Annotated in this window: 25 protein-coding genes and 1 pseudogene; 10 read left to right on the top strand and 16 right to left on the bottom strand. The window is 66.8% G+C overall.

All coding sequences use genetic code 11. From position 1 onward, the window contains the following. A pseudogene (locus KYC_RS29995) lies at positions 1–322 on the bottom strand (hypothetical protein); the annotation flags it as partial. A 55-nt stretch (positions 323–377) separates the two neighbouring features. Then, positions 378–1,043: a phosphoribosylglycinamide formyltransferase gene (gene purN, locus KYC_RS25950; RefSeq protein ID WP_043519296.1), complete on the bottom strand. Its 666-nt coding sequence runs from the start codon at positions 1,041–1,043 to the stop codon at positions 378–380. 125 nt (positions 1,044–1,168) lie between these two features. Between purN and KYC_RS25945 the strand changes: the two genes are divergently transcribed. From KYC_RS25945 to coaBC, 4 genes are all read left to right on the top strand, one after another. Further along, a complete protein-coding gene (locus KYC_RS25945; RefSeq protein ID WP_008168099.1) occupies positions 1,169–2,134 on the top strand; it encodes a bifunctional riboflavin kinase/FAD synthetase in 966 nt (321 codons plus the stop codon). After that, complete coding sequence (gene ileS, locus KYC_RS25940; protein WP_008168097.1) at positions 2,124–4,985, top strand: isoleucine--tRNA ligase; 2,862 nt, start codon at positions 2,124–2,126, stop codon at positions 4,983–4,985. The genes KYC_RS25945 and ileS overlap by 11 nt, the downstream gene beginning before the upstream one ends. Before the next feature lie 2 nt (positions 4,986–4,987). Then, positions 4,988–5,518 carry a signal peptidase II gene (lspA, locus tag KYC_RS25935; protein WP_008168096.1) on the top strand — a complete coding sequence of 177 codons (531 nt, stop codon included), beginning with the start codon at positions 4,988–4,990 and terminating at the stop codon, positions 5,516–5,518. Between the two features lie 192 nt (positions 5,519–5,710). Continuing rightward, on the top strand, positions 5,711–6,907 hold the full coding sequence (coaBC, locus tag KYC_RS25930; RefSeq protein WP_008168095.1) for a bifunctional phosphopantothenoylcysteine decarboxylase/phosphopantothenate--cysteine ligase CoaBC: 1,197 nt from the start codon (positions 5,711–5,713) through the stop codon (positions 6,905–6,907). 122 nt (positions 6,908–7,029) lie between these two features. Here the strand turns inward: coaBC and KYC_RS25925 are convergent, their stop codons facing one another. From KYC_RS25925 to KYC_RS25900, 6 genes are all read right to left on the bottom strand, one after another. After that, positions 7,030–8,019, bottom strand: a complete 990-nt coding sequence (locus tag KYC_RS25925) for a Bug family tripartite tricarboxylate transporter substrate binding protein (RefSeq protein WP_008168094.1) — start codon at positions 8,017–8,019, stop codon at positions 7,030–7,032. Between the two features lie 116 nt (positions 8,020–8,135). Further along, entirely contained in the window at positions 8,136–8,825 is a 690-nt protein-coding gene (locus KYC_RS25920) for an AroM family protein (protein ID WP_008168093.1), read from the bottom strand. Continuing rightward, positions 8,822–9,751, bottom strand: a complete 930-nt coding sequence (locus tag KYC_RS25915) for a DUF1177 domain-containing protein (protein WP_008168092.1) — start codon at positions 9,749–9,751, stop codon at positions 8,822–8,824. Before KYC_RS25915 ends, KYC_RS25920 begins: the two co-directional genes overlap by 4 nt. Then, positions 9,748–10,452 carry a dipeptidase PepE gene (gene pepE, locus KYC_RS25910; protein ID WP_008168091.1) on the bottom strand — a complete coding sequence of 235 codons (705 nt, stop codon included), beginning with the start codon at positions 10,450–10,452 and terminating at the stop codon, positions 9,748–9,750. The genes KYC_RS25915 and pepE overlap by 4 nt, the downstream gene beginning before the upstream one ends. Before the next feature lie 68 nt (positions 10,453–10,520). Further along, on the bottom strand, positions 10,521–11,288 hold the full coding sequence (locus tag KYC_RS25905) for an IclR family transcriptional regulator (protein ID WP_008168089.1): 768 nt from the start codon (positions 11,286–11,288) through the stop codon (positions 10,521–10,523). A gap of 196 nt (positions 11,289–11,484) precedes the next feature. After that, positions 11,485–12,525, bottom strand: coding sequence for a metal-dependent hydrolase (locus tag KYC_RS25900; protein ID WP_043519280.1), 1,041 nt, complete (start codon positions 12,523–12,525; stop codon positions 11,485–11,487). A gap of 106 nt (positions 12,526–12,631) precedes the next feature. Between KYC_RS25900 and KYC_RS25895 the strand changes: the two genes are divergently transcribed. From KYC_RS25895 to KYC_RS25885, 3 genes are all read left to right on the top strand, one after another. Continuing rightward, positions 12,632–13,270: a DedA family protein gene (locus KYC_RS25895; protein WP_008168085.1), complete on the top strand. Its 639-nt coding sequence runs from the start codon at positions 12,632–12,634 to the stop codon at positions 13,268–13,270. A 13-nt stretch (positions 13,271–13,283) separates the two neighbouring features. Next, positions 13,284–13,787 carry a hypothetical protein gene (locus KYC_RS25890; protein ID WP_008168083.1) on the top strand — a complete coding sequence of 168 codons (504 nt, stop codon included), beginning with the start codon at positions 13,284–13,286 and terminating at the stop codon, positions 13,785–13,787. Positions 13,788–13,882: 95 nt separating this feature from the next. Continuing rightward, on the top strand, positions 13,883–14,533 hold the full coding sequence (locus tag KYC_RS25885; RefSeq protein ID WP_043519293.1) for a dUTP diphosphatase: 651 nt from the start codon (positions 13,883–13,885) through the stop codon (positions 14,531–14,533). A gap of 65 nt (positions 14,534–14,598) precedes the next feature. Here the strand turns inward: KYC_RS25885 and KYC_RS25880 are convergent, their stop codons facing one another. From KYC_RS25880 to KYC_RS25855, 6 genes are all read right to left on the bottom strand, one after another. Then, positions 14,599–15,711 carry an NADH:flavin oxidoreductase/NADH oxidase gene (locus KYC_RS25880; protein ID WP_008168079.1) on the bottom strand — a complete coding sequence of 371 codons (1,113 nt, stop codon included), beginning with the start codon at positions 15,709–15,711 and terminating at the stop codon, positions 14,599–14,601. A 107-nt stretch (positions 15,712–15,818) separates the two neighbouring features. After that, positions 15,819–16,589: an ectoine/hydroxyectoine ABC transporter ATP-binding protein EhuA gene (gene ehuA / locus KYC_RS25875; protein ID WP_008168077.1), complete on the bottom strand. Its 771-nt coding sequence runs from the start codon at positions 16,587–16,589 to the stop codon at positions 15,819–15,821. Continuing rightward, a complete protein-coding gene (gene ehuD, locus KYC_RS25870; RefSeq protein ID WP_008168075.1) occupies positions 16,586–17,257 on the bottom strand; it encodes an ectoine/hydroxyectoine ABC transporter permease subunit EhuD in 672 nt (223 codons plus the stop codon). The genes ehuA and ehuD overlap by 4 nt, the downstream gene beginning before the upstream one ends. Further along, a complete protein-coding gene (ehuC, locus tag KYC_RS25865) occupies positions 17,254–17,907 on the bottom strand; it encodes an ectoine/hydroxyectoine ABC transporter permease subunit EhuC (protein WP_008168072.1) in 654 nt (217 codons plus the stop codon). Before ehuC ends, ehuD begins: the two co-directional genes overlap by 4 nt. A 9-nt stretch (positions 17,908–17,916) precedes the next feature. Beyond that, positions 17,917–18,831 (bottom strand): ectoine/hydroxyectoine ABC transporter substrate-binding protein EhuB, encoded by a 915-nt coding sequence (ehuB, locus tag KYC_RS25860; RefSeq protein WP_081478111.1) that lies wholly within the window; start codon positions 18,829–18,831, stop codon positions 17,917–17,919. 177 nt (positions 18,832–19,008) lie between these two features. Continuing rightward, entirely contained in the window at positions 19,009–20,163 is a 1,155-nt protein-coding gene (locus KYC_RS25855) for an ABC transporter substrate-binding protein (RefSeq protein WP_008168068.1), read from the bottom strand. Between the two features lie 267 nt (positions 20,164–20,430). On the opposite strand from KYC_RS25855, the gene KYC_RS25850 reads away from it, so the two are divergent. Both KYC_RS25850 and KYC_RS25845 read left to right on the top strand, forming a co-directional pair. Beyond that, entirely contained in the window at positions 20,431–20,856 is a 426-nt protein-coding gene (locus KYC_RS25850) for an OsmC family protein (protein WP_008168067.1), read from the top strand. 130 nt (positions 20,857–20,986) lie between these two features. Then, complete coding sequence (locus KYC_RS25845) at positions 20,987–22,276, top strand: Nramp family divalent metal transporter (protein WP_008168066.1); 1,290 nt, start codon at positions 20,987–20,989, stop codon at positions 22,274–22,276. Positions 22,277–22,337: 61 nt separating this feature from the next. On the opposite strand, the gene KYC_RS25840 is transcribed toward KYC_RS25845, so the two are convergent. Both KYC_RS25840 and KYC_RS25835 read right to left on the bottom strand, forming a co-directional pair. Beyond that, the gene (locus tag KYC_RS25840) at positions 22,338–22,559 is read right to left on the bottom strand and encodes a hypothetical protein (RefSeq protein WP_008168065.1); all 222 of its coding nucleotides are present in this window, start codon (positions 22,557–22,559) and stop codon (positions 22,338–22,340) included. Positions 22,560–22,740: 181 nt separating this feature from the next. Further along, positions 22,741–23,358 carry a TetR/AcrR family transcriptional regulator gene (locus KYC_RS25835; RefSeq protein WP_043519290.1) on the bottom strand — a complete coding sequence of 206 codons (618 nt, stop codon included), beginning with the start codon at positions 23,356–23,358 and terminating at the stop codon, positions 22,741–22,743. A gap of 134 nt (positions 23,359–23,492) precedes the next feature. Here KYC_RS25835 and KYC_RS25830 point away from each other — a divergent pair, with 134 nt between their 5' ends. Then, positions 23,493–24,776 carry an MFS transporter gene (locus KYC_RS25830; protein WP_043519278.1) on the top strand — a complete coding sequence of 428 codons (1,284 nt, stop codon included), beginning with the start codon at positions 23,493–23,495 and terminating at the stop codon, positions 24,774–24,776. The last annotated feature ends 39 nt before the right edge of the window (positions 24,777–24,815 follow it).

The following is a 24,815-nucleotide window of genomic DNA, read 5'->3' as shown; positions in this document are numbered from 1 at the left end:
GGAACGCGAATCCGGGACGGCCCTGGCCTTCGCGGCGCTCGGAACCGTACGGAACCGACGACGTCGCCGCCGACGGCCTTCGCCGCGCTCGGCCGCCGCCGAAGGACGAGCGCGAGTCCGGGCGGCCCTGGCCTTCGCGGCGCTCGGAACCGTAGGAACTGCGTTCACCGCCACGGCTTTCGCTGCGTTCGGTCCGTTCACGCGGGAGAGATTCGCGGGCGTCGCCCTTGGGACGCGAGAAAAAGGACCGACCATCGCGTCCTTCGGAGGCTGCCCTCGGGGCGCCTGCCGGACGGGAACGCGGGGATTGGGGTTTAGTCATGGTGTATTCCAGAGGGGCGGAGAACTTCCGCCCGATAAAAGCAATTCGGGGCCGCTTAGGCAGCCGGCGTCCAGGAGAAAAGGCGGACCGGATCGCCCTGGACGTCCACACGGTGGTCGCTCGTCAGGGTAACCCGGCCTTCGGCCAGCCAGCGCACCGCGGCGGGAAAAGCCTGATGTTCCACCGCCAGGACGCGATTGGCCAGCAGTTCCGGCGTGTCTCCCGCCAGGACCGGCACGCAGCCCTGGGCGATTATGGGGCCGTGGTCCAGCACCGGGGTGACGAAATGCACAGTGCAGCCATGCACCCGCACGCCCGTCGCCAGCGCCTGCGCGTGGGTGTGCAGGCCGGGGAATGCCGGCAGCAGAGACGGATGGATATTGACCAGCCGGCCGGCGAAATGATTGACGAAGCCGGGCGTCAGCACGCGCATGAAGCCGGCCAGGATGACGTAGTCGGGCGCGTAGCGGTCGATTTCGGACGCGAGCGCGGCATCGAAGGCGTCGCGGCTGGCGTAATCCTTGTGATACAGGGCGGCCGTGGGGATGCCCTGCCCGGCCGCCCACTCCAGCCCCGCCGCGTCGGGACGGCTGGCGATGACGGCGGCGACTTCGGCCGGCCAGCCCTCATTGCGGCAGGCCTCGGCCAGCGCCTGCATGTTGCTGCCCCGCCCCGAAATCAGGATGACAAGGCGGCGCTTGGTAGAAGATGTTTCCGGCAAGATGAAGAATTCCAAGGGAAATCGGGCCTGTCCGTCCCCGGAAATCCGGAGCGCAAAACGGCCAGTGCGGTCGGCGGCGATGGGATAGGAACAAACCCGTAATCCAAAATTGTAAACTCTCGCTCGTGAAACCATCGCTGCGCATCTACCGATCCCTGCCTCCGCCCGACCGGCGCGCCCCTTGCGCGCTGACGATCGGCAATTTCGACGGCGTCCATCGCGGACACCAGGCCATGCTCGCACGCGTCTGCCAGGTCGCCCGCGAGCGTGGGCTGACGCCCGCGGTGATGACCTTCGAGCCGCATCCGCGGGAGTATTTCGCCACGCTGAACCAGCGCCCCGAGCTGGCGCCGACCCGGATTTCCGGACTGCGCGATAAGCTTGCCGCCCTGGCGCGCTACGGCATTTCGCAGGTCGTGGTCGAGCGCTTCAACGCCCGGCTGGCCGAAATGTCCGCCAACAGCTTCATCGAGCAATTGCTGGTGCAGGGCCTGCGGGCCAAATGGCTGCTCGTGGGCGAAGACTTCCGTTTTGGCCACAAGCGCAGCGGGGACATCGAGCTGCTGCGTGAAGCGGGCATGCTGCACGGCTTCGAGGTCCAGACCCTGGCCGACGTGACCGACCGGCAGGGCCACCGAATCTCCAGTTCCGAGGTGCGCACCGCGCTGGCCGTGGGCGACCTGGAGCGCGCGCGCCATCTGCTGGGGCATCCGTTCCATATCAGCGGGCACGTCATCCACGGCCAGAAGCTGGGCCGCACGCTGGGCTTTCCCACGATGAATCTGCGCGTAGCCGAGCGCTGCGCCGCGCGGTCCGGCATCTATATCGTCCAGGTTTACGGGCTGGCCGACCGCGCCCTGCCGGCGGTGGCGAGCCTGGGCGTGCGCCCGACCGTCGAAGACCGTGGCCGCGTGCTACTAGAGGCGCACCTGCTCGACGAGACCGTCAATGCATACGGTAAACTCGTACGCGTCGAATTCCTGCAAAAGCTGCGGGACGAAGAAAAATTTCCTGATCTCCCTTCCCTGACTGCCGCCATCGCCGAAGACGCGCGAAACGCGCGCGCCTATTTTGCCGTTCATGGACTATAAAAAGACCCTCAACCTGCCCGATACCCCCTTCCCCATGCGGGGCGACCTCGCCAAGCGCGAGCCCGCCTGGATTGCGCAATGGGAGGAAAACCACGTCTACCAGGCGATCCGTGCCGCCAGCCGCGGCCGGCCGCGCTTCGTGCTGCATGACGGCCCGCCCTACGCGAACGGCGACATTCACATCGGCCACGCGGTCAACAAGATCCTGAAGGACATCATCGTCAAGAGCCGCAACATGGCCGGCTATGACGCGCACTACGTGCCGGGCTGGGACTGCCACGGCATGCCCATCGAGATCCAGATCGAAAAGAAGTACGGCAAGCACCTGCCCGTGGCGGAAGTGCAGTCCAAGGCCCGCGCCTACGCGCTCGAACAGATCGACCGCCAGCGCAAGGACTTCAAGCGCCTGGGCGTGCTGGGCGAGTGGGATCGTCCGTACATGACGATGAACTTCAGCAACGAAGCTGATGAAATCCGCGCGCTGGGCCGGATCCTGGACAAGGGCTACGTGTTCCGCGGCCTGAAGCCCGTGAACTGGTGCTTTGACTGTGGCTCGGCGCTGGCCGAAGCGGAAGTGGAATACGCAGACCGCGTCGACCCGGCCGTGGACGTCGCCTTCCCGTTTGCCGAACACGGCAAGCTGGCGCAGGCGTTCGGCCTGGAATCCGTGGACGACGGCGCCATCGTGATCTGGACGACCACGCCCTGGACCATCCCGTCCAACCAGGCGCTCAACCTGCACCCGGAAATCGAATACGCGCTGGTGCGCGTGTCGCCGGCGCCCAAGTTCGGCCCCCTGCTGCTGATTGCCAAGGAACGCGTCGAAGCTTGCCTGAAGGCCTGGAACCTGGAAGGCGAAATCATCGCCACGGCGCCCGGCCAGGCGCTGTCGGGCATCGAATTCCGCCATCCGCTGGCGCAGTTCAATGCGGCGTACGACCGCAAGTCGCCCGCCTACCTGGGCGACTACGTGACCGCCGATTCCGGCACGGGCGTGGTGCACTCGGCGCCCGCCTACGGCATCGAGGACTTCGTGTCGTGCAAAGAGCACGGCATGAAGGACACCGATTTCATCAGCCCGGTCATGGGCGACGGCAAGTACGTGGACAGCCTGGCGCTGTTCGGCGGCCTGTCCATCTGGGACGCCAATCCCAAGATCGTCGAAGCGCTGAAGGAAGCCGGCGCGCTGATGCACGTCGAAAAACACAAGCACAGCTACATGCACTGCTGGCGCCACAAGACGCCGATCATCTACCGCGCCACCAGCCAATGGTTCGCGGGCATGGACGTGGCCCCCAAGGACGGCGGCCCGACCCTGCGCGAATCGGCGCTGGCCGGCATCGACGCCACCGCGTTCTTCCCGGCTTGGGGCCGCGCGCGGCTGCACGCCATGATCGCCAACCGTCCGGACTGGACCCTGTCGCGCCAGCGCCAGTGGGGCGTGCCGATGGCCTTCTTCGTGCACAAGGAAACGGGTGAACTGCACCCGCGCACCTCCGAATTGCTGGAACAGGTTGCGCAGCGCGTCGAGCAAAGCGGCATCGAAGCCTGGCAGGCCCTGGAGCCCCGCGACCTGCTGGGCGACGAAGCCGACATGTACGAAAAGAACCGCGACACGCTGGACGTGTGGTTCGATTCGGGCAGCACGCACGCCACGGTGCTGGGCGGCAAGGACGGCGAATTCGCCGGCTCGCACGGCGCTGAACTCGCCTGGCCCGCCGACCTCTACCTGGAAGGCTCCGACCAGCATCGCGGCTGGTTCCATTCGTCCCTGCTGACGGGCTGCATGCTCTATGGCCAGCCGCCCTACAAGGCGCTGCTGACCCACGGCTTCGTCGTGGACGGCCAGGGCCGCAAGATGAGCAAGTCGGTGGGCAACGTGATCGCCCCGCAAAAGGTGTCCGACTCGCTTGGCGCCGAAATCCTGCGCCTGTGGGTCGCTTCCACCGATTACTCGGGCGAACTGTCCATCTCGGACGAGATCCTCAAGCGCGTGGTGGAAGGCTACCGCCGCATCCGCAACACGCTGCGCTTCCTGCTGGCCAACCTGGCGGACTTCGACGCCGTGTCGCAGGCCGTGCCCTATGGCGACCTGTTCGAGATCGACCGCTATGCGCTGGCCATGACGGCGCAGATGCAATCGGAAGTGCAGGCCAACTACGAGCGCTATGACTTCCACCCGGCGGTGTCGCGCCTGCAGACCTTCTGCTCGGAAGACCTGGGCGCGTTCTACCTGGACATCCTGAAAGACCGCCTGTACACGTCGGCTCCCGGCAGCCTGGCCCGCCGTTCGGCGCAGACTGCGCTGCTGGACGTGACGCAGACGCTGCTCAAGCTGATGGCCCCGATCCTGTCGTTCACGGCGGAAGAGGCCTGGAAGGAGCTGGTTGCCTCGGCCCTGAAGAACCAGGCCGACGCCGCCCGCGCGACCATCTTCACCGAGGTCTACCACGTGCTGCCGCCGTTCGCAGACGCCGACGCGCTGACGGCCAAGTGGACGCGCCTGCGCGCCATCCGCGCCGAAGTCCAGCGCAAGCTGGAAGAAGTGCGCACGGCCGGCGACATCGGTTCGTCGCTGCAGGCCGAAGTGGACCTGACCGCCAGCGGCGAAGACCAGCAGCTGCTGGCCAGCCTGGGCGACGATCTGCGCTTTGTGCTGATCGTGTCGCGCGCCACCGTGCACGCAGGCGAAGGCGAAACCACCATCCAGGTGACGCCGTCGGCGCACAAGAAGTGCGAACGCTGCTGGCACTGGCGCCTGGACGTGGGCCAGGACGCGGACCACCCCGAGATCTGCGGCCGCTGCGTGTCCAACCTGTTCGGCTCGGGCGAAGCCCGCGACAAGGCCTGAACATGGCCCGCCCCTCCGACAACGGGGTGACGGGCGCCGCCCCCACCCGCGCGGCGCCCGCGCGCGTGGGCGGCTGGCTGGCGCTGGCCGCGCTGATCATCGTGCTGGACCAACTGACCAAGGTCTACTTCAACACCGCCTTCCAATACGGTGAGCGCGTCAACATCCTGCCGTTTTTCGACTTCACGCTGGTGTTCAACCGCGGGGCCGCCTTCAGCTTCCTTGCGTCCGAGGAAGGCTGGCAGCGCTGGCTGTTCACCGGCCTGGGCTGCGTGGCCGCCGTGGTGATCGTCTGGATGCTGCGCCGCACGCACGAGCAGCCGCGCTTCAGCCTGGCGCTCACGCTGATCCTGGGCGGCGCCATCGGCAACGTCATCGACCGTGTGGTGTATGGCCACGTGGTGGACTTTCTGCTGTTCTACTGGAACGAATGGCAATTCCCCGCCTTCAACCTGGCGGACGTCGGCATCACCTGCGGCGCGGTGCTGCTGGTGCTGGACGAGCTGCTGCGCGCCCGCAAGCCGCAGGCCTGAGCCGGCGCGACAGACTATCCGGACCCGGGCGCGCCAGCGCGTCCGGGCGGCCCTCTTCAAGGCGCGGCCCGGATGGCTTTTGTCCTGTTTGACGCCCCCTGAACGCAAGACGAACGGCGCGTTGCGGTAATGCAGAATAAAATCACCCTCCATTCCTCGTTTTCACGGCGCTGAACCCGCCGCTCCGCCCTCATGCTCGATCTCGCCCGCAAACGTATCGTCCTCGGACTGACCGGGGGCATCGCCTGCTACAAAATCGCCGAGCTGGTGCGGCGCATGACCGAACAAGGCGCCACGGTGGACGTGGTGATGACCGAGGCGGCCACGCACTTCATCACGCCCGTCACCATGCAGGCCCTGTCGGGCCGCCCGGTGTTCGTGGACGCATGGGACGCGCGCGTGCCCAACAACATGGCGCACATCGACCTGACCCGCGGCGCGGACGCCGTGCTGATCGCGCCCGCCAGCGCCGACTTCATGGCCAAACTGGCGCACGGCATGGCCGACGACCTGCTGTCCACGCTGTGCCTGGCGCGGGCCTGTCCCCTGCTGGTGGCGCCCGCCATGAACCGCGAAATGTGGGCCAACCCGGCCACGCAGCGCAATGTCGAACAACTACGCGCCGACGGCGTCAGCGTACTGGGCCCTTCGGCCGGCGAACAGGCTTGCGGCGAAACCGGCGACGGCCGGATGCTGGAAGCGCACGAACTGCTGACCGACCTGATCGCCTTCTTCCAGCCCAAGCTGCTGGCGGGCCGCCACGTGCTTCTTACGGCCGGCCCCACGTCCGAACCCGTGGACCCCGTGCGCGTCCTGAGCAACCGCTCGTCCGGCAAGACGGGCTACGCGCTGGCGCGGGCCGCGCGCGAGGCCGGCGCCCGCGTCACGCTGATCACCGGCGCCACCTTCCTGCCGGTTCCGCGCGGCGTGACGGCCCTGCCGGTCACTACCGCGCGCCAGATGCATGACGCCGTCATGGCCAGCGTCGGCGACGCCGACATCTTCATCGCCGTGGCCGCCGTGGCCGACTGGCGCGTGAAGAACGTCAGCACCCAGAAGCTGAAGAAAACCAGCGAAGGCGGCGGCGCGCCCCTGATGGAATTCGAACCCAATCCGGACATCCTGGCCGAAGTCGCCAAGCTCGATAACGGCCCCTGGTGCGTGGGCTTTGCCGCCGAAACCGAAAAGCTGGCCGAACACGCGGAGGCCAAGCGCGCGCGCAAGGGCATCCCGTTGCTGGTGGGCAACCTGGCCCACAAGGTCATGGACGCCGACACCACGGAACTGGTGTTGTTCGACGCGCAAGGCGCACACCCCCTGCCCGCAGGCGACAAGCTGGACGCCGCGCGCCGCCTGATCGCCGAAATCGCCGCGCGCATGCCTGCGTAGCCGGCACGGCCCGGAACCAGCCAGCGCCCCGCCCTGCACGCTGCAAGGTCTCAAAAAAAACGCCAGATCCGTTGCGGATCTGGCGTTTTGCTTTTTGCAGCTTCCAGGCCGGCTGGCGCGGCTCACTGCTCCAGGCTGATGTTCGCGGCCTTGACGATATCCGCCCACTGCTTGCGGTCGTTTTCCAGGAACTCGCCGAACTTCTCGGGCGTCATGCCGGTGACAGGCTCCGAACCCAGGCCAGCCATCTTCTCGACCAGCGCGGGCTGCTTGAGCACGTCCTGCAGGGCCGCGTAATAGGCGGCCAGCACGTCGGCGGGCAGGCCGGCCGGCGCGAACACGCCTTGCCACGTGGGCATGTCGAAACCCTTCAGGCCCTGCTCGTCCAGCGTGGGCACGTTGGGCAGCTGGGCCGCGCGCTTGATCGACGCCACGGCGATGGCCTTGACCTTGCCTTGCGAGGCCAGCGGCGCAGCGGTGGAGATATTGTCCATCGTCATCGCGATGTGGCCACCGAGCAGGTCGGTGATCACGGGCGCGGCGCCGCGGTAGGCCGCGTGCGGCACCTTCACGCCCAGCTTGTACAGCATGGTCTCGGCGATCAGGTGGTTGGAGATGCCCACGCCGGCCGTGCCGTAGGTGGCGGCCGGCGTCTTCTGGAAGTATTCCTTCAGTTCGGCCAGATTGTTGGCCGGCACGTCCTTGTTCACGATGACGACGTTGGGCTGAACGGCGGCCAGGGTGATGGGCGTGAAATCGCCGGGCTTGTAGTTCGTGCCCTTGGGGTTGAGCACGTGCGTGATGGCCATGGAGCCGGCGGCGGCGATACCGATGGTGTAGCCGTCGGCGGGCGACTGGCTCAGGCGGTAGGCCATGATGTTGCCGCCGGCGCCGGCCAGGTTCTCGACCACGACCGGCTGGCCCAGGCGCTGGGACAGGGGCTCGGCCAGCAGGCGGGCCAGCGTATCGGCCGAGCCGCCCGGCGCGAAGCCGACCAGCAGGCGCACCGGCTTGGCGGGTTTCCAGGCGTCGGCGGCAAGCGCCGGCGTGGCCGACAGCGCGGTAACGGCGAACAGTGCGCCAGCGGCGCGGTGCAGGGTACGGCTGAACATAAAAAAACACTCCCAACAAATGATTGACGAAGACAGCTTCGTCTCCTCTCGCCGCTCGCCCGGACCCGCCGCACTCTGTTCATGCGGCCGGGGCTTCGGGATTGCGTCCGGCGGCGTTATTCCAGTATTTGCGCCAGCGATTGCGCGACCATGCGGTTGGACAGCAAGACGGGCCGGCCCGACGCGCGCGCCACGGCCTGGCGCATGTGTTCGGCGTAGCCCATGCAATGCATGACAATCAGATCGCAGGACGCGAGGTCGCGGCCGGCGGCCTCGAAATTTCGCGCGGCCTGCCCGGCGTCGGCCTCGTACGGCGACGCATGCACCACGTGCGTTTCGCATTCCAGCGGCACGACCATGTGGAAGGCGTCGACCTGCGCTTCCAGCGGCACCACGAGCCCCACCTTGCGGCAGTGCTGCGACAGCCCGGCGACCAGGTGGTCCACGACCTGCTGCGGCTCCACCACCAGCGTGCGCATCGGCGCGATAGCCGTGCCGGTGCACAACGGCACCAGCACGTCATAGCCCTCGCCGTCCGCCTGCCGCATCACCTGCGCCAGGCGGGCCTCGGCGGCGGCCGCATCCAGTTCGATCTGCGCGCCGTCTCGCATGCGCGTGGCGAAGCGGTATTCGCCCGGGCGTGGCGCCAGCGCGGCCAGCGCCGCCGCATCCAGGCCGTCCAGCGCGCCGAATTCGTCAATGCGCACGTGCGCGCCCAGCAGCGGCGCCATTTCGGGCACGACGTCGCTGCGCGGCGATTGCCCGATCGTGAAAAACGCCACGCGGCGAGGCGTGCGCGCGCTCATTGCGCGGCTCCGTCGGCGCGGCCCACGGTCTGCAGGTGCGCCATCGAACCATAGCGGGCTTGCAGCGCGCCCCATTCGGCGTCGTCGAAGAAAGTCATGGTGCGCTGGCCGTACAGCTTGGCGATCTCGATGCAGAAGCGCATGGCGACGTCGGCGTCGACGGCATTCGTAACACCCGTGGCGCAGCCCGGAACGGTGGTCTGCGCCGTCAGCGCCACGCCCACAACAGGCGCGTCCGTGACGATCGTCGGCTGCATCAGCGAGTTCACGTGCCAAAGGCCGTTCTCGTAAGGCGTGATGTCCTGCGTGGTCAGCGGCAGCGTCACCGGCAGTTCGCCGCTGACCCAGCCCATCACGTCGAGCATGGTTTCGGGGATGCGCAGCAGGTAGCCCTGCTTGGCGACCGGCGTGAGCGCGACACCGCGCTTGTTGACGAGGCGGTTGCCGCGCGTCGTGTCCACGGACAGGATGGCGTCCATGCGGGGGTCGACTTCGTGCGACATCATTTCGCGCATGGGAAACGGCGAACGCATCATCGGCACCGGATGGTGCGGCCGCGTGCCGGCGCGCGGGCAAATATGGGTGCGGATGCGCACGGTGCCCGGCATCACATCGCCCTGCCGGGCCATGGCCATCAGCTTGAGCGCGGCGGCAATGGCGACCACGGCGCCGTCGCTGTCGGAAACCAGCCCAGTCACCGCGGGACGGGCGCCGATGCCGCCCAGCCGGCCCACGATGCCCAGTTGCGGCGCCGACGCATCGGCGCCGGGAATGACGATGGACAGGAACTCCGTGGCGGCGCCGTCGCGCTCCAGGCGAGTCACCTCCACGTCGCAGTCTCCTGCGTCGCGCAGGACCTGCGCGACGGCCTCGCCCGTGACGTGCGCCGACGACAGCAGTTCGATGGTGTCGATGACCTGCTTCATGCCGAGATCTCCACGGGACCGGGACGGAACATGCGCGGCTCTTCGTGGCCCTTGAACAGCGGCGCATCGTGCGGACCGACCAGCGCGACCTTGTGGCCGCGCACGCGCAGCGCGGCGCCTTCCGGCAGGCCCAGGACGGGCATGGACGGGTTCAGCGTGCAGAACTCGGCCAGGCGCTGGGCGCGCGTTTCGCCGCGGTGGCCCGGAGGATGGGCGTTGGTGTAGTGCGGATTGATCTGAAAGGACAGCAGGCCCAGCGCATCGAAGCCCTGCGGGTCCGTAATGGGCATGTCGTTGGTCGTGCAGATGGTGGGGCACGTCAGGTTGGAACCGGCGCTCCAGCCCAGGTAGGCCGCGCCTTCGCGCACGCGGCGCGCCACGACTTCCAGCAGTCCCTGGCGGCGCAGCTGGCCCAGCAGGTTGAACGTGTTGCCGCCGCCGACGATGATGACCGCCGCGCCTTCGAGCGCCGCGACCGGATCCTGGGCAAGGTGCAGGCCCTGGATATCCAGGCCGGTATCAGCCAGCGCCGACGCCACCAGCGCCGTGTAGTCGTCCCAATTGCGCGTGACGCCCGCGTAGGGCACGAACACGGCCGGGGCGCCCTGCGGCAGGGACTCGATCAGTTCGCGGATGTCGGCCATGGCGTGGACCAGGTAGCCGGCGTCGCTGCTGGAATTGCTGAGAAGCAGGAGGTTCATGGAGAAGGTTTCCGGTAGGGAGATTTTTTGAAGGCGGCCCGGACGGGCGCCTCCGCGGATTCAGGTAGTCAGTTCAGCCAATAGGGATCGTTCAGTTCGCGGCCCAGCGCGGCCACCTGGTCGAGCACGGATTCGCGCAGGCGCGCCACCCGCGCGGCGTCCGCCTGGAAGGACACAAACGACAGGCACAGACCGCGCAGTTCGCCGGTGGCCGGATCGCGCACCGCCGCGGCCACGGCGCCGATGCCAGGCATGGCCTGGTCGATGGCGACGCCGCAATGGTCCGCGCGGGTCTGCGCCACCAGCCGGGTCAGGTCGCCGACGGTTGCGGGGCAATCGCGCCCTTCCACCGGCAGGGGCAGCGAAGCATCCGAGCCATACAGCGCCTGGAATTCGGTGTCGGTCAGCCGCGACAGCAGCGCCCGGCCCATCGCCGTGCCCGAGGCGGCGCGGCGCGATCCGGGCGGCGACAGCACTTGCACGGGATGTGAACCGTTCAGCCGCTGCAGCACGACGGTTTCGCGCTGATTAAGGGTGGAGAGATACGCGGTGAGGCCGCTGTCGTCCGAAAGCCGGGCCAGCACGGCGCGGCAGGCCTCATCCAGCGGTGTGGCCGCCATGCCCGCGCGCACGGCCTGAGTCAGCAGCGCGCCGGGGCGATAGCGGCGCGTGGCCGCATCCTGGTCCAGCATGCCGTAGTTCTGCATCTGGTTGAGCAGGCGCGACGCCGTGCTCTTGGGCATGGCCAGGCGAGCGGCGACTTCGGTGAAGCTCAGCTCGGCCGCGCCTTCCGCATAGAGCGAGAGCACGCGTTGGACGCCGTCTAGAATACTCATGCTTGTTCCATAAAACGGAACCTAAGTTCCTTATTAGAGAACAAGAATAATGCAAGCGAAGGAAACTGGTCAATACGCGCGGACCATGAAAAACACCCCAAAAGTTGGACCGGTATCCAACTTTTGGGGTGCTGTTCACACAAGGGGCTTGGGGCAAGGAGCGCGAAAACGGGGCGCTATTCCTATTCCGCTATTCCTATTCTTTCGCCAGCTCCGACCATTGGGCCAGGGGCAACGGCGGCTGGGCGTGAAGAATGCGCCTCAGCACCAGCTTCAGTTCGGACCACCCGCCACGGTCGGTCGGCCAGACGGAAGGCGTCACCGGCTTCCAGGCGCCGTCCGCGGCCCGCTCGGCCATCTTGAAGCGGAAGGTGTAGTGCCCGGCCATGCCCATTCGCAGGTCCGACACCACCAGGGCATCGCCGATGGCGTCGTAGCGCAGCCAGTCATCCGTGAACCAGCGCAGCCGTTCGTGCAGCGGCACGCCCGCCAGGGCCTGGCCGATATCCAGGTTCAGCGGCAGGCGCACCCATTCCGGCGTCTCGCGGTCGAAAAGGCTGCTGACTGCCTCGTAATAGTGGCCGTCCGGGGTCTTGGCGATCACGCGCCACACCAGCGTGTTGAAGGGCATCGGCGTGGCCCTGAGCTCGGCAACGGCAATGCCCTGCCCCTGCATGGCCTCGCGCACGCGGTGTTCCGCCGCCATGCGCCCCGCCAGGCCGAACCCCAGGTAGGCCGTGCTGAAGACCAGGGCCGCGACCAGCAGCCGGCGCGCGGTTCGTTTCAGCCCGAAAGCGATGGCGAACAGCACGGCCAGCAGCAGGGGCACGGTGTAGACCGGGTCGATGATGAAAATGGCCGACCAGCTTTCTGGAATGGTCGCGAGCGGCCAGAACAATTGCGTGCCATAGACCGTGAACGCATCCAGGATGGGATGCGTCACCAGAACCAGCCAGATGGTCAGGAAGAGCCTTCGTCCGCTATAGGGCGCCTGGGGCCAGTATTTGCGGATCAGCCAGGCCAGCAGGAGCGCCAGCCCGGTCAGGACGAAGACCGAATGCGAGAAACCCCGGTGATACGTCATGAGCGACACGGGATCGGGATAACTCATCAGGACATCCAGGTCCGGCAGGGTGGCCAGGGCCGCGCCGTAGATCAGCGCCCGCCTGCCCTGGACGCGTCCCAGCATGGCGCCCTGTATGCCGGCGCCCAGCACCGCTTGTGTAACTGAATCCATGGTTCTCCAACGTTGAGCGTCCGCCATTTGGCCTAGCCGCCTGTGGGCGGCCCGCGCAGGCGTTAACATACCCGATTGCGTTCAGCTAATTTTCAACTTCCCATTCATGGACCAATACATCACCGCGATCGGCCAGTTCATCGAAGCCAACCAGGCCTGGGCCGGCCCGATCACTTTTCTGCTCACGCTTGGCGAGTCCATGGTACTCCTGGGCCTTTTCATTCCCGCGACCGCCCTGATGCTGCTGACGGGCGGCCTGATCGGGTCCGGCACGCTGCCGCCCTGGGGCATCCTGGTCTGGGGTATCGCCGGCGCCATCGTGGGCGACGCCCTGTCCTATGGGCTGGGCCGCTGGCTGGGGCCGGGCGTGCTGCGCCGCTGGCCGCTCAAGCAGCAGCGCACCGGCGTGGCGCGGGCCCGGCTGTTCTTCTACCGCTACGGCTTCGCGTCGGTCCTGATCGGCCGCTTCCTTGGCCCCATCCGCTCCACCATCCCCACCGTCGCGGGGGTGATGGGCATGGCGCATGGCAAGTTCCAGCTGGCGAACGTGCTGTCGGCCGTGCTGTGGATGCCGCTGATGCTGGCGCCGGGCTACATTACCGCGCGCAGCCTGGGCGCCGCCGAAAACGCCCAGCAGATCGCCATGATGATCGGCGCGGGCCTCTCCGTTTTGCTAGGATGCGGGCTATTGCTAGCCATGCTGCGCAAGCGCCGCCAACCGGTGCGGGTACGGCGGGGCAACTGAACCGGAGAGCCTGATGGCCATTGATGGCGAGCCCAAGAACGGCGATTTCGCGCGTTACATCGAAAACCTGACACGCGCGGGCGGCGCCGCGCCCGGACGGGCTTCCGATACTGGCAGCGCCCGCCGCGAGGCGCCCACGGCGCCTGGCTCGCTGTCCGACGCCCCTTGGGGCAATACCGCCCCGCCCCCGCTGCAGTCGCGGACCGCCCCCGGCGCCACTGCGCCCGCGCAGGCCGACGAAGGCACGGTTTCGCTGGCCCGGCATGCGCGCCAGCGCAAAATCGGCGTTGTGCTGACGATTGCAGGCATGCTGGCCGGCTGGGCCGCCGTCAACATCGGGTTCCGTGCGCTGCACAACCCCCGGTTCGACATGGACGAGATGATCCCCGCCATCTTCCTGGCTTTCTTTGCCTTCATGCTGTTCAAGGCGGCCAGCGGCGCGCGCAATCCGCGCAAGACGCCCCTGGAAAAACTGCCGCCGCTGACGCCCTCTTCCTACCGCAAGGACGGCGGCTGAAACCCGGCGGGCGGCTGGCGCAATGGTGCTAACATCTGCGCCCAGTCGCAAAGACCCCCACGATTCCCGGAGAGAAAGTGAACAACGTTGTCGGATTGAACCAGGCCCAGGCGGCCACGATGCTGAAGCTGCAAGGCCACCTGAACAGCATGATCAATCCGGACTGGATCAATGGCGGAGCCCGCTTCCTGCGCGCCGCCTTCGTCGAGTCGGCCGAAGCACTGGAACACTACGGCTGGAAGTGGTGGAAGAAGCAGACCATCGACCTGCCCCAGGTGCAGATGGAACTGGTGGACATCCTGCATTTCTACCTGTCGCACACCATCGTCCAGGCGGGCGGCGACGTCGAAGCCGCCGCGCGCGCGCTGGTGGCCGACCTGGCCTCCCCCGCCACGGTCGCGCTGGACGGCAAGTCCTACGCCCTGGACGCGCTGAACGTGCCCGAACTGCTGGAGCTCATCGGCGGCCTGGCGGTGTGCGGACGCGCCAGCTTCAAGGTCCTGGAACAGACCATGACCGCCTGCGACATGAGCTGGAACGACGCCTACACGCAATACGTGTCGAAGAACGTCCTGAACATCTTCCGCCAGCAGCACGGCTACAAGGAAGGCACCTACATCAAGATCTGGAACGGCGAAGAAGACAACGTCGTGCTGGCCCGCCTGCTGTCGCAGCAGGATCCCGCCAGCGCCGACTTCGCCGACGTCCTGCACCGCGAACTGGAACTCGCGTATTCGCGCCTGTAAGCCGCGCGGAACCGGGTCATGAAAAACGCCGCATCGCGGCGTTTTTTTGTTGGCGCCGGCCTTGCCTATCGCTGGCCGAAGCGCGTCTCGCCGAACAGGGCCTTCAATTCGCGCGGCTGCGAACGCCAGTACTGGCGCGGCGCATCGACCTGGCCGCCCAGTTGCGCGGCGGCATGCCAGGGCCAGCGCGGATCGTAGAGCATGCCGCGCGCCAGCGCGACCATATCGGCCTTGCCCTGCGCGAGGATGTCCTCGGCCTGCTGCGCCTCGGTGATCAGGCCGACCGTGATGGTGGGCAGGCCGATCTTGCGCTTGATCTCTTCGGCAAACGGCACCTGATAGTTCGGGCCCACCGGGATCTTCTGCTGCGACGACACGCCGCCGCTCGACACGTCGATGAATTCGCAGCCGCGGTCCTTCAGCGCCTGCGCAAACACCAGCGTCTGCTCCAGGTCCCAGCCCCCGTCGACCCAGTCGGTGGCGGACACGCGCACGCCCAGCGCAACCTCCGGCGGCGTGATTTCACGCAGGGCCTGGAACACTTCCAGCGGAAAGCGCATGCGGTTTTCCAGCGAACCGCCATAAGCGTCTTCGCGCCGGTTCGACAGCGGCGACAGGAACTGGTGCAGCAGATAGCCGTGCGCGGCGTGGAGTTCGATGGCGTCGAAGCCCAGGCGCAAGGCGCGGCGCGCGCTGTCGAGGAACGCATCGCGAACGCGCTCAAGGCCCGCTGCGTCCAGGGCATGGGGCGCGGGTTCATGCGCATTGTGCGCCAAGGCCGACGGCGCCCACCCTTGCCAGCCGCCTTCGCTGGCGGGCACGAGCTGGCCGCCGTTCCAGGGCGCGTCGCTGGATGCCTTGCGGCCGGCATGGCCCAGCTGGATGCCCAGCTTGATGGGCGAGTAACGGCGCACAGCGGCGACCACCTTGCCCAGCGCGGCCTCTGTTTCGTCGGACCAGAGGCCGAGGTCTCCCGGAGAAATGCGGCCGTCGGGCTCCACCGCGGTGGCCTCCGTGAACAGCAGTCCGGCGCCGGACAGTGCCAGGTGCCCCAGATGGATCATGTGCCAGTCGGTCGCACGGCCTTCTTCCGCGGAGTATTCGCACATGGGCGCAATGACGATGCGATTGGCCAGTGGTACGTTGCCGATTGACGTGGTGCTGAACAGGTGACTCATGGGTGAAGCTCCGGAGCGTTGGACGCCACAGCATAGCGCCCGCGCGTCGAAATGGCGGCAATCCCGGGGCCTGCGGCAGGGTTAAATTCCGCAGCCCCGGCCATCGACTATTGCCCTTCGATCACGCAATCCAGGAACTGGCGCGTGCGCTCCTCTTTGGGCTGGCTGAACAGCACGGACGATTCCGCGTCCTCGACGATGTTGCCCTGATCGAAGAACAAGGTGCGGTCCGAGCTGCGTTCGGCGAATTTCATCTGGTGCGTGACGATGATCATGGTCATGCTGCGGCGGGCCGACAGGTCGCGCAGGATCTGCAGGATGCCGCCCACCAGCTCGGGATCCAGCGCGGACGTGACTTCGTCAAACAGCATGATCTCAGGACACATCGCCAGCGCGCGCGCGATACCCACGCGCTGCTTTTGCCCGCCCGACAACTGCGCGGGGTAGACATCCAGTTTGTCGCCCAGGCCCACCATGTCCAGGTATTCGACCGCGCGCTCGCGCGCCTGGTCCCGCGACATGCCGAGCACATGCACCGGCGCTTCCATGGCGTTGCCCAGCGCGGTCATGTGCGGGAACAGATTGAAGTGCTGGAACACCATGCCGATCTTGCCGCGCACCTTGCGCAGATGCTCGGAGTTCGGGCCCGCAGGACGGCCCTGCTCGTCCGTCCACATCGGCTGACCGTCGATCTCAATGTCGCCGCTGCTGGGCCGATCCAGTGTCATCAGCACGCGCAGCAGCGTGGACTTGCCCGACCCCGAAGGACCGATGACGGCGACTGTCTGCCCTGCCGGAATCTCCAGATTGATGCCGCGCAGCACCTCCAGTTCCCCGTAGCGCTTATGCAGATTCTTGATGTTCAGGCTGGCGCTCATCGCTTTCCTCCATATCGTTGCAGGCGGGCCTCAAGGCCGCGCACTCCCCAGGCCGCGACCAGGCTCAGCGCCAGGAACAGCACGCCCACCAGCGTCAGGGGTTCGGTGTACCGGAACGTGGCGGACCCGATCATCTTGCTCTGCTGCAGCAGTTCCACCACGGTAATGGCCGACAACAGCGGCGTGTCCTTGAACATCGCCACCAGGTAATTGCCCAGCGCGGGCACCACGGGCGGAATCGCCTGCGGCAAGACCACGCCGATGGCGGTGCGCCAGCGCGACATGTTCAACGCCGTGGCCGCTTCCCATTGCCCGCGCGGCACCGCCTCGATGCCGGCGCGGTAGACCTCGGCGCAATACGTGGCGTAGTGCAGGCCCAGCGCCACGATGCCGGTCATGAGCGGCGACATCCGCGCCCCCGTCAATGGCAGCACGTAGAACAGGAAGTACATCTGCACCAGCAGCGGCGTGCTGCGCACGAACTCGATGAAAAAGGCCGTGGGCAGGGACACGATGCGCAGGCGAGAGCGGCGCAACATCGCCAGCGCCAGGCCTAGCGTGACGGCCACCAGCATCCCCAGCACGGTGGCCTGGATCGTGATGACGAGCGCGGAACCCAGGGTGGGCAGGATTTCCAGCGCGAAGGACCAATCGAATATCGGTGTCATCGGACTCGGACCCTCCGCTCAAGCAGGCGCACGCCCGCCGTGATCAGCAAGGCCACCGCGAAGTACATCAGCAGCATCAGGGTGAAGATTTCGGTGGTGCGCAGGGTTTCGCTGCGCAGCAGCTGGCCCCGGAAGGTCAGATCGGTGATGGTGATCAGCGACACCAGCGCAGTGTTCTTCAGCAGTTCGATCAATAGGTTGCCGGCGGGCGGCAGCATGGCCGGGACCGCCTGCGGCAGCACAATGCGGCGCATGATCTGGCCGCGTGTGAGGTTCAGCGCCACGCCTGCCTCGCGCTGGCCCGGCGCCACCGCGCGGATGGCGCCGCGCACCACTTCCGCGCCGTAGGCCCCGGCGTTCAGCGCCAGCACCACGATGCCCACCAGCATGGCCGGCAGCTGCACGCCGAACAGCGGCAGCACGAAGTAAAACCAAAAGAGCTGCACCAGGGCGGACGTGCCCCGGAAGACTTCGACATAGACCGACGCCGCCCACCGCACCGGCCGAAGGGACGACAGGCGGCCCATGCCGCCCAGGAGCGCCAGCGGCACTGCCAGCACGACCGCCCCGGCCATGATCTGGAGCGTGACGGCCAGCCCCTCCAGCAGGGGCGGCACCAGCTCCGCGATATGTTCTGAGATCAGCTGCATCGGCGCCCCTTAGTTGCCGGCGCAGAGCTTGTCCGCCGTGACACCCTGGGGCAGTTCCTGCTCGGTGAAACCGAACGGTTCCACGAGCTTCTTGTGTTCGTCGGTGCCGATGAACTTGGCGAGCTCGGCGTTGAACGCGTCGGCGAAAGCCTTGTCGTCGGTGCGGAAGGCATAGGCGCCATAGCCGCGCACGCCCTTGCCGTCGATCACGGGATCCGTGAAGGGGTCGGCCTTTTCCAGCCCGCTGCCGGCCTGCGTCTTGCCCATCAGGTCGTTGACGGTCAGCGCGGTGGCGGCATAGGCGTCGGCGCGGCCGGCCTGGACGCCGGACAAGGCGCTGACCGCGTCCGGAAACACCACGACCTGGCCCGACGGAATCTTCACCTTCTCGGCGTACTCGCCCTCGATCGCACCCACCACCACGCCCAGCTTCGCGTCGGGGTTCTTGGCGACGTCTTCATAGCTGTGCAGGTTCTTCGGATTGCCCTGTTTCACCAGGAAGGCCTCCCCTACGCCGTAGGTCGGATTCGAGAACGCCACCTGCTTGCAGCGCTCCGGGGTGACGTACATGCCAGCCGCGATGATGTCGAAGCGCTTGGCGGCAAGGCCAGGGATCAGCGAGCCGAATTCGGTCAGCACGCCTTCGACCTCATTGATGCCCATGCGCTTGAGCACGACGCGGGCGATCTCGACGGATTCGCCCGTCACCTTGGCTTCCTTGCTGTCCATATAGGCGAACGGCGCCTCGTTGGCATAGCCGATGCGGATCTTGCCAGCGGCCTTGGCGGCCTCAAGGGTGCTGCCGCCCGCGGCCGGCGCAGCGCCGGCCGCGGGCGCCGGCTTGTCCGAACCCGAGTCGGAGCAGGCGGCCAGGACGCCCAGGCTCAAGGCCAACAACAGTCGTCTGGATCGAAGCAAGGTCATGAATATTTCTCCCGTATTTATTTCTAGGTGCATGGCTTCACTAAAAATAATACGCTATTAAATGATTTCTACACGAATGATATAGACGAAAAAAAGCAGGCCTAAGCCTGCTTTTGGGGTCTGTTGCCCTATGACGGGTTAGGACACGTTACAAACGGTAGGGAGATATGGCACCTATTATTCGGCGTACGAAAACCGTCCGTTCTTGACGATGCCCATCACGCGCGCGCGCTCGTCGAAGCCTTGGTGGTTGTCCTTCGTGATATTGAGCACGCCGTTGGGCACGACCAGGTCGCGCGTGCTTTCCAGCGCGTCGCGCAGCGCCAGGCGGAACTCCGGCGTCCCGGGCTTGGCGCCCGTCTTCAGCGCCCGCGCCACGGCCGAATCCAGCAGCATCCAGGCGCCGTAGGCGTCGCCGGCAAACTGCGTCAGCGTGTTGGGACCGTACTGGCGCTCATATTTGTCGGCGAATTCAACGGCCACCTTCTTCACAGGGTTGGAATCCGGCAGTTCGCGCGCCACGACGCCTGGGCCGGTCGGGAACAGCGTGCCCTCGACGTCCTTGCCGCCGACCTGCAGGAACTCCAGCGTGCCGATGCCGTGCGTCTGGTAGATGGCGCCCGTGTAGCCGCGTTCCAGCAGCGTCTTCTGCGGCAGGGCCGACGGCGTGCCCGCGCCGGCGACCAGGACGGCGTCCGGCTTGGCGGCGATGACCTTCAGCACCTGGCCCACCACCGACGCGTCGGTGCGCTGGAACCGCTCCTGCGCCACAATCTTCAGGTCAGATCCGGCCGCGGCGGAAAACTCCTTCCACCAGCTATCGCCATAGGAATCCGCGAAGCCGATGAAGGCCACGTTCTTCAGGCCCTTCTTCTTCATGTCCTCGACCAGGACGGTCGCCATCAGCGAATCGTTCTGCGGCATCTTGAACGCCCAGGCGCGCTTGGGATCGGACAGCGGCTCGACAATGACGCTGGACGCGGCCAGGGCGATCATCGGCGTCTTGGTCTCGGCCAGCACATCCAGGCCCGCCAGCGCGGCGGCCGTCGTGTTGGGGCCAACAATGGCGTCAACCTTGTCTTCCGAGGTCAGCTTGCGCATGTTCTTCACCGCGCGGCTGACATCGGTGCCGTCATCCAGGACCACGTAGCGCGCGGGTTCTCCGCCCAGGGTGTTCGGCCACAGGCGAATCGCGTTATTGGTCTGGATGCCGATGGCGGCGGCCGGGCCCGTCGTGGACACGTCCACGCCGATGACGATTTCAGCCTGGGCGGACAGGACGGGAACGGCCAGCGCAACGGCGCAGGCGTAGCGGGCAAGGATGCGGGACATGAAAACGGCTCTCGGGATGGTGTTGAGGGATGCCGCTATTTTGCCTGATGCACGGCGCGCAGCTTTTGCGCGGCCGCATGGGCGCATGGCCCGGCTCGTCCGTTACATCGGCTTGCCGTTGCGTACGGCCGTTTTCCGCGTCAGGCGGCCGGGCGCGCCGTATCATCGACGATGCCGCCTGAGGCAAGGCTGTCCGCCCCCGCTGGCGGATCTCCTACCCACCCCGGACGCGCCGCAAGCGGCTGCGTCCCTACACAGGAGTCACGTATGAAGAAAACCGCAACCGCCGCCTGGTCGGGCGATCTGAAGACTGGCAAGGGCACGATTTCCACGCAGAGCGGCGCGCTCAAGAGCCAGCCGTACGGTTTCAATACCCGCTTCGGCGACACGCCGGGCACCAACCCCGAAGAGCTGCTGGGCGCCGCACACGCCGGGTGCTTCACCATGGCGCTGTCCAACATACTGTCCGAGGCCGGCATGGTCGCGCAGAGCCTGGACACCAAGGCCGAAGTCACGCTGGACAAGGTTGATGACGGCTTTTCGATCACCGCCGTCCATCTGACCGTGGAAGCCGTCATCCCGGGCGCCTCCGCGCAAGCCTTCGAGGAAGCGGCGCGCAAGGCCGAAAAGGGCTGCCCGGTCTCCAAGGTGCTCAACGCCAAGATCTCCATGGACGCCAAACTCAAGTCCTGATTGGCAGCATGTCCGGTCCGGTCCCGAATGGGGCCGGATCATTGGCCCGCCCTATTCCGGGCTTGGTCAAAATCAATTTGACGGTCGACGGCCGCTTCTGGAAAATGAGAACCATTCTCAGGAGTGTCGCATGACCGGATTCATCTACGCGATATCGGGCGGCAACGCCGCAGTGGCCCATGACGCGCGGGTCACGGCAAACCTGCGCCGCATGGTCGGTTCCGGGATCCTGGTCGCCGTGGGCTACATCGACCCGGGCAACTGGGCCACGGATATCGCGGGCGGCAGCGGCTTCGGCTATGGACTGCTGATGGTCGTCATCACGTCCGCCTTTCTGGCGCTGGGCTTTCAGGTCCTGGTATCGCGGCTGGCGCTGGCCACCGGCGAAGACCTGGCCACGCTCACGGCCCGGCATCTGTCCCCCCGCCTCTCCAAAGCCGCATGGGTGGCGGGCGAAGCCGCCATTCTTGCCACGGCCCTGGCCGAACTGATCGGCGGCGCGATCGCCTTGCGGCTGCTGTTCGGCCTGCCCCTCATTGCCGGCGTAGCCGTCACGGGCATCGGCACATTCGCGGTCTTGACGATGACGCGCGGCAATGCCGACCGGCACGAGCGCGTGATCGCGCTGCTGCTGTCCGTCGTGGCGCTGTCGTTCGTGTTTCTGCTGTTCAAGGCGAACCCGGCCTGGACCGAGGTGGCGCACGGCGTGACGGAGACGGGCAAGGCGCTGCGCGACCCGCAGGGCTTCCTGATCGCCCTGGGCATTCTGGGCGCGACCCTCATGCCGCACAACCTCTACCTGCATTCCGGCTCGCTGGCCCAGCGCGCCCGGGATCTTCCCGCCGACGCGCGCGGCTTTGCGATGCGCGTGGCGCGCAACGACACCATCGTGTCGCTGGGCGTGGCCATGCTTATCAATTCGGCCATCATGATCGTGGCCGCCGCGTCCCTGTCGGGCTCCGGCATGGCCGTCTCCAGCCTGGACGATGCCCACGCGGTGATCGGCCACACCCTGGGCGTCGGCGCGGCCGTCGTGTTCGCCGTGGCGCTCTATGCCGCTGGGCAGAGTTCCACCATCACCGGCGTACTGGCCGGCCGCATCCTGTCGCGCGGATTCCAGGTTCGCAGCAACTGGTCGGACCGTCGCCGCGCGCTGGCGACGCGGCTGGTGGCCGGCTTGGCTGCCGTGGGCCTGCTGGCCTTCACGGGCGGGCAGGACCCGGACGGTCTGCTGGTGCTGAGCCAGGTGATCCTGAGCCTGGCGCTGCCTTTCGCGCTGGGGCCGCTGGTGGTGCTGGCCTGCCGCAAGAGCCTGATGGGCCAGCATGTATTGCGCGGCGCCTGGGCCTGGGCCGCGATCGGCGCAACCGTGAGCATCATCGTGCTGGACGGCTATCTGCTGGTGGACATGGTGGCGTAAGTGTTGCCCAACAAAAAAAACGCCAGCAATGCTGGCGTTTTTTTCAGGCTGACGCTGGGGCTCAGTGGTGGGCGGAAACCACCGGATGCTGCCTGCGGCCCGCGTCCATGTCGTGCAGGACTTCACCCACTGCGCCACCCAGTGCCGCGAGGCGCACTTTCAAGCGCAGCCAAGCCGAGCGTGGGGTCGGACCGGACAGGGTTTCCGCCTTGATGGCCTCGCGGATCAGGGACCGCTCCAGCGCATCCGACATACGGGCATTTTTCAACGCGGTATCGCTCATGATTCTCTCCTTGAGAAAGCGCGATGTGGAACAACACGACTTCATGTTAGATCCGCGTTTGTTGCGCCGCAATAAAAATAACAAACATTTTTTTTGGCGTTGCGCAATGGGTACAAACACCACCATTACGGTGCATGCGGCACCCTATTTCGCACTAGTTTTGTGCGTAGCCCTCCTCCATTCAGGCGGGAAGGTGGGCCTGGATCAGCTTGTCGGCCATGTCCGCCACCCGGCCAGCCGGCCCGCCTTCGCCAAATAGCTGGCTGGAGACGAACGCGCCCTCGATCAGCAGCAGCAGGCCGTCGGCCAGCGCGTTGGGGTCGGCGGCGCCCATTTCCGCCGCCATGGCGTTCAGCCTGCGGCGCAGCTCGTGCTTGTGGGCCACGGCGACCGCCCGGGCGGGATGGTCCTGCTCGGGATACTCCACCGCCGCATTCGTCAGGCCGCAGCCACGGTAGCCGTTCTGCACCGCCCTGCCGCCCAGGCCGGACAGATAGTCCAGCAATTGCGCCCTGGGATCGCCCGGATGGGCGGCGCACGCGGCGTCGAATCGCGCCCAGAACTCGGCGTCGTAGTCGCGCAGATAGGCGGCCGCCAGTTCGTCCTTGGACGAAAAGCTGCGGTAGAGACTGGGCTTGGTCACACCGGCCTGGGTGACGATGGCGTCCACGCCCACTGCGCGTATGCCGTCGCGGTAGAACATTTCGCGCGCGGTCTTGCGTATGCGGTCCGCCGCAAGCAGCGGCTTGGCCCCGGGCTTGCCGGAGGTGGCGGAGGCGGCGGGAAACTTGCTGGCCATGGTCGGCTCCTTTTCCGCGGGAGGGCCGGATAACAGCGCGGCCAGTCCCGAAAACAGGGTCGCCAAAAACTGCTTGACGATGTTACTGACCGGTACGTACTATTCGCGAACCCTAATACGTACCGGTCAGTAACATGAGTATAGCCCAGCCTCCCTTCCCATTCCGGCGCGCCGGCCAGAAGTACGCGTTTGTGGTCGTCGCGGTGATCTTTTTATCGTTGCTGGTCGCGGCTGGGCTGCGGTCTTCGCCCAGCGTGCTGCTGGTGCCGCTGGAGGAAGCCTTCGGCTGGAGCCGCAGCTCCATTTCGTTTGCCGCCGCGCTGGGCATCTTCCTGTATGGACTGGTGGGCCCCTTCGCCGCCGCCGCGATGGAGCGCTTCGGATTGCGCCGCGTGCTGATCTGCGCGCTGATCCTGATGGCCGCATCCAGCGCGGTCAGCGCGTACATGACCCAGCCCTGGCACCTGATCATGACCTGGGGAGTTTTTTCGGGCATCGGGTCCGGCGCGGTCGCCATCGTGATGGGCGCCACCGTCGTCAACCGCTGGTTCGTCAAGCACCGCGGCCTGATGATGGGACTGCTGACCGCCAGCGCCGCCACCGGCACGCTAGTGTTCCTGCCTGTGCTGGCCGCGCTGGCTTCCTCGGGCGACTGGACCCGGGTGGTGTGGACTGTGGCCGGCGCGGCCGCCGCCCTGGTGCCGCTGGCCTGGTGGCTGGTGCCCGATCGTCCGTCCAGCGTGGGGCTCGTCCCGTTCGGCAGCGATCCGCACGCCCAGCCCGCGCCCGCCGCACCGCGCACCGGCATGGTCGCCGCCACCTTTGGCACGCTGGCTCGCGCCGCCAAGACCCGCACGTTCTGGTACCTGTTCGCCACCTTCTTCGTGTGCGGCTTCACGACGAACGGGCTGGTCGGCACGCACCTCATCGCGCTCTGCGGCGACCATGGCATGGCCGAAGTGCAGGCGGCGGGCCTGCTGGCCATGATGGGTATCTTCGACCTGTTCGGCACCACGGCGTCGGGTTGGCTCACCGACCGCTACGATCCGCGCAAGCTGCTCTTCGTCTACTACGCGCTGCGCGGCCTGTCGCTGATGTACCTGCCCTACTCCGACTTCTCGTTCTACAGCCTGTCCATCTTCGCGATTTTCTTCGGGCTGGACTGGATCGCCACGGTGCCGCCGACGCTGCGCCTGACGACGGAAGCCTTTGGCGAACGCGATGCTTCCATCGTCTTCGGCTGGATCGTGGCGGGCCACCAGATGGGCGCGGCAAGCGCCGCGTGGATGGCCGGCGCGCTGCGCGAGGCGCAGGGCAGCTATCTGATGGCCTTCGTGATTTCGGGCGCGACCGGCCTCATCGCCGCCGTGCTGGCCCTGATGATCGGCAGGAAGCGCGTCGTGGCGCAGCCCGCCTGAATGAACGCGGCGCGGGGCGGCAGACGCCGCCCCGCGCCT

It is taken from the genome of Achromobacter arsenitoxydans SY8 (genome assembly GCF_000236785.1).
GTDB classification, from domain to species: Bacteria; Pseudomonadota; Gammaproteobacteria; order Burkholderiales; family Burkholderiaceae_B; genus Achromobacter; species Achromobacter arsenitoxydans.
Note: the sequence above shows the minus strand (reverse complement) of the source record. Positions and strands in the feature narration are given on the sequence as shown.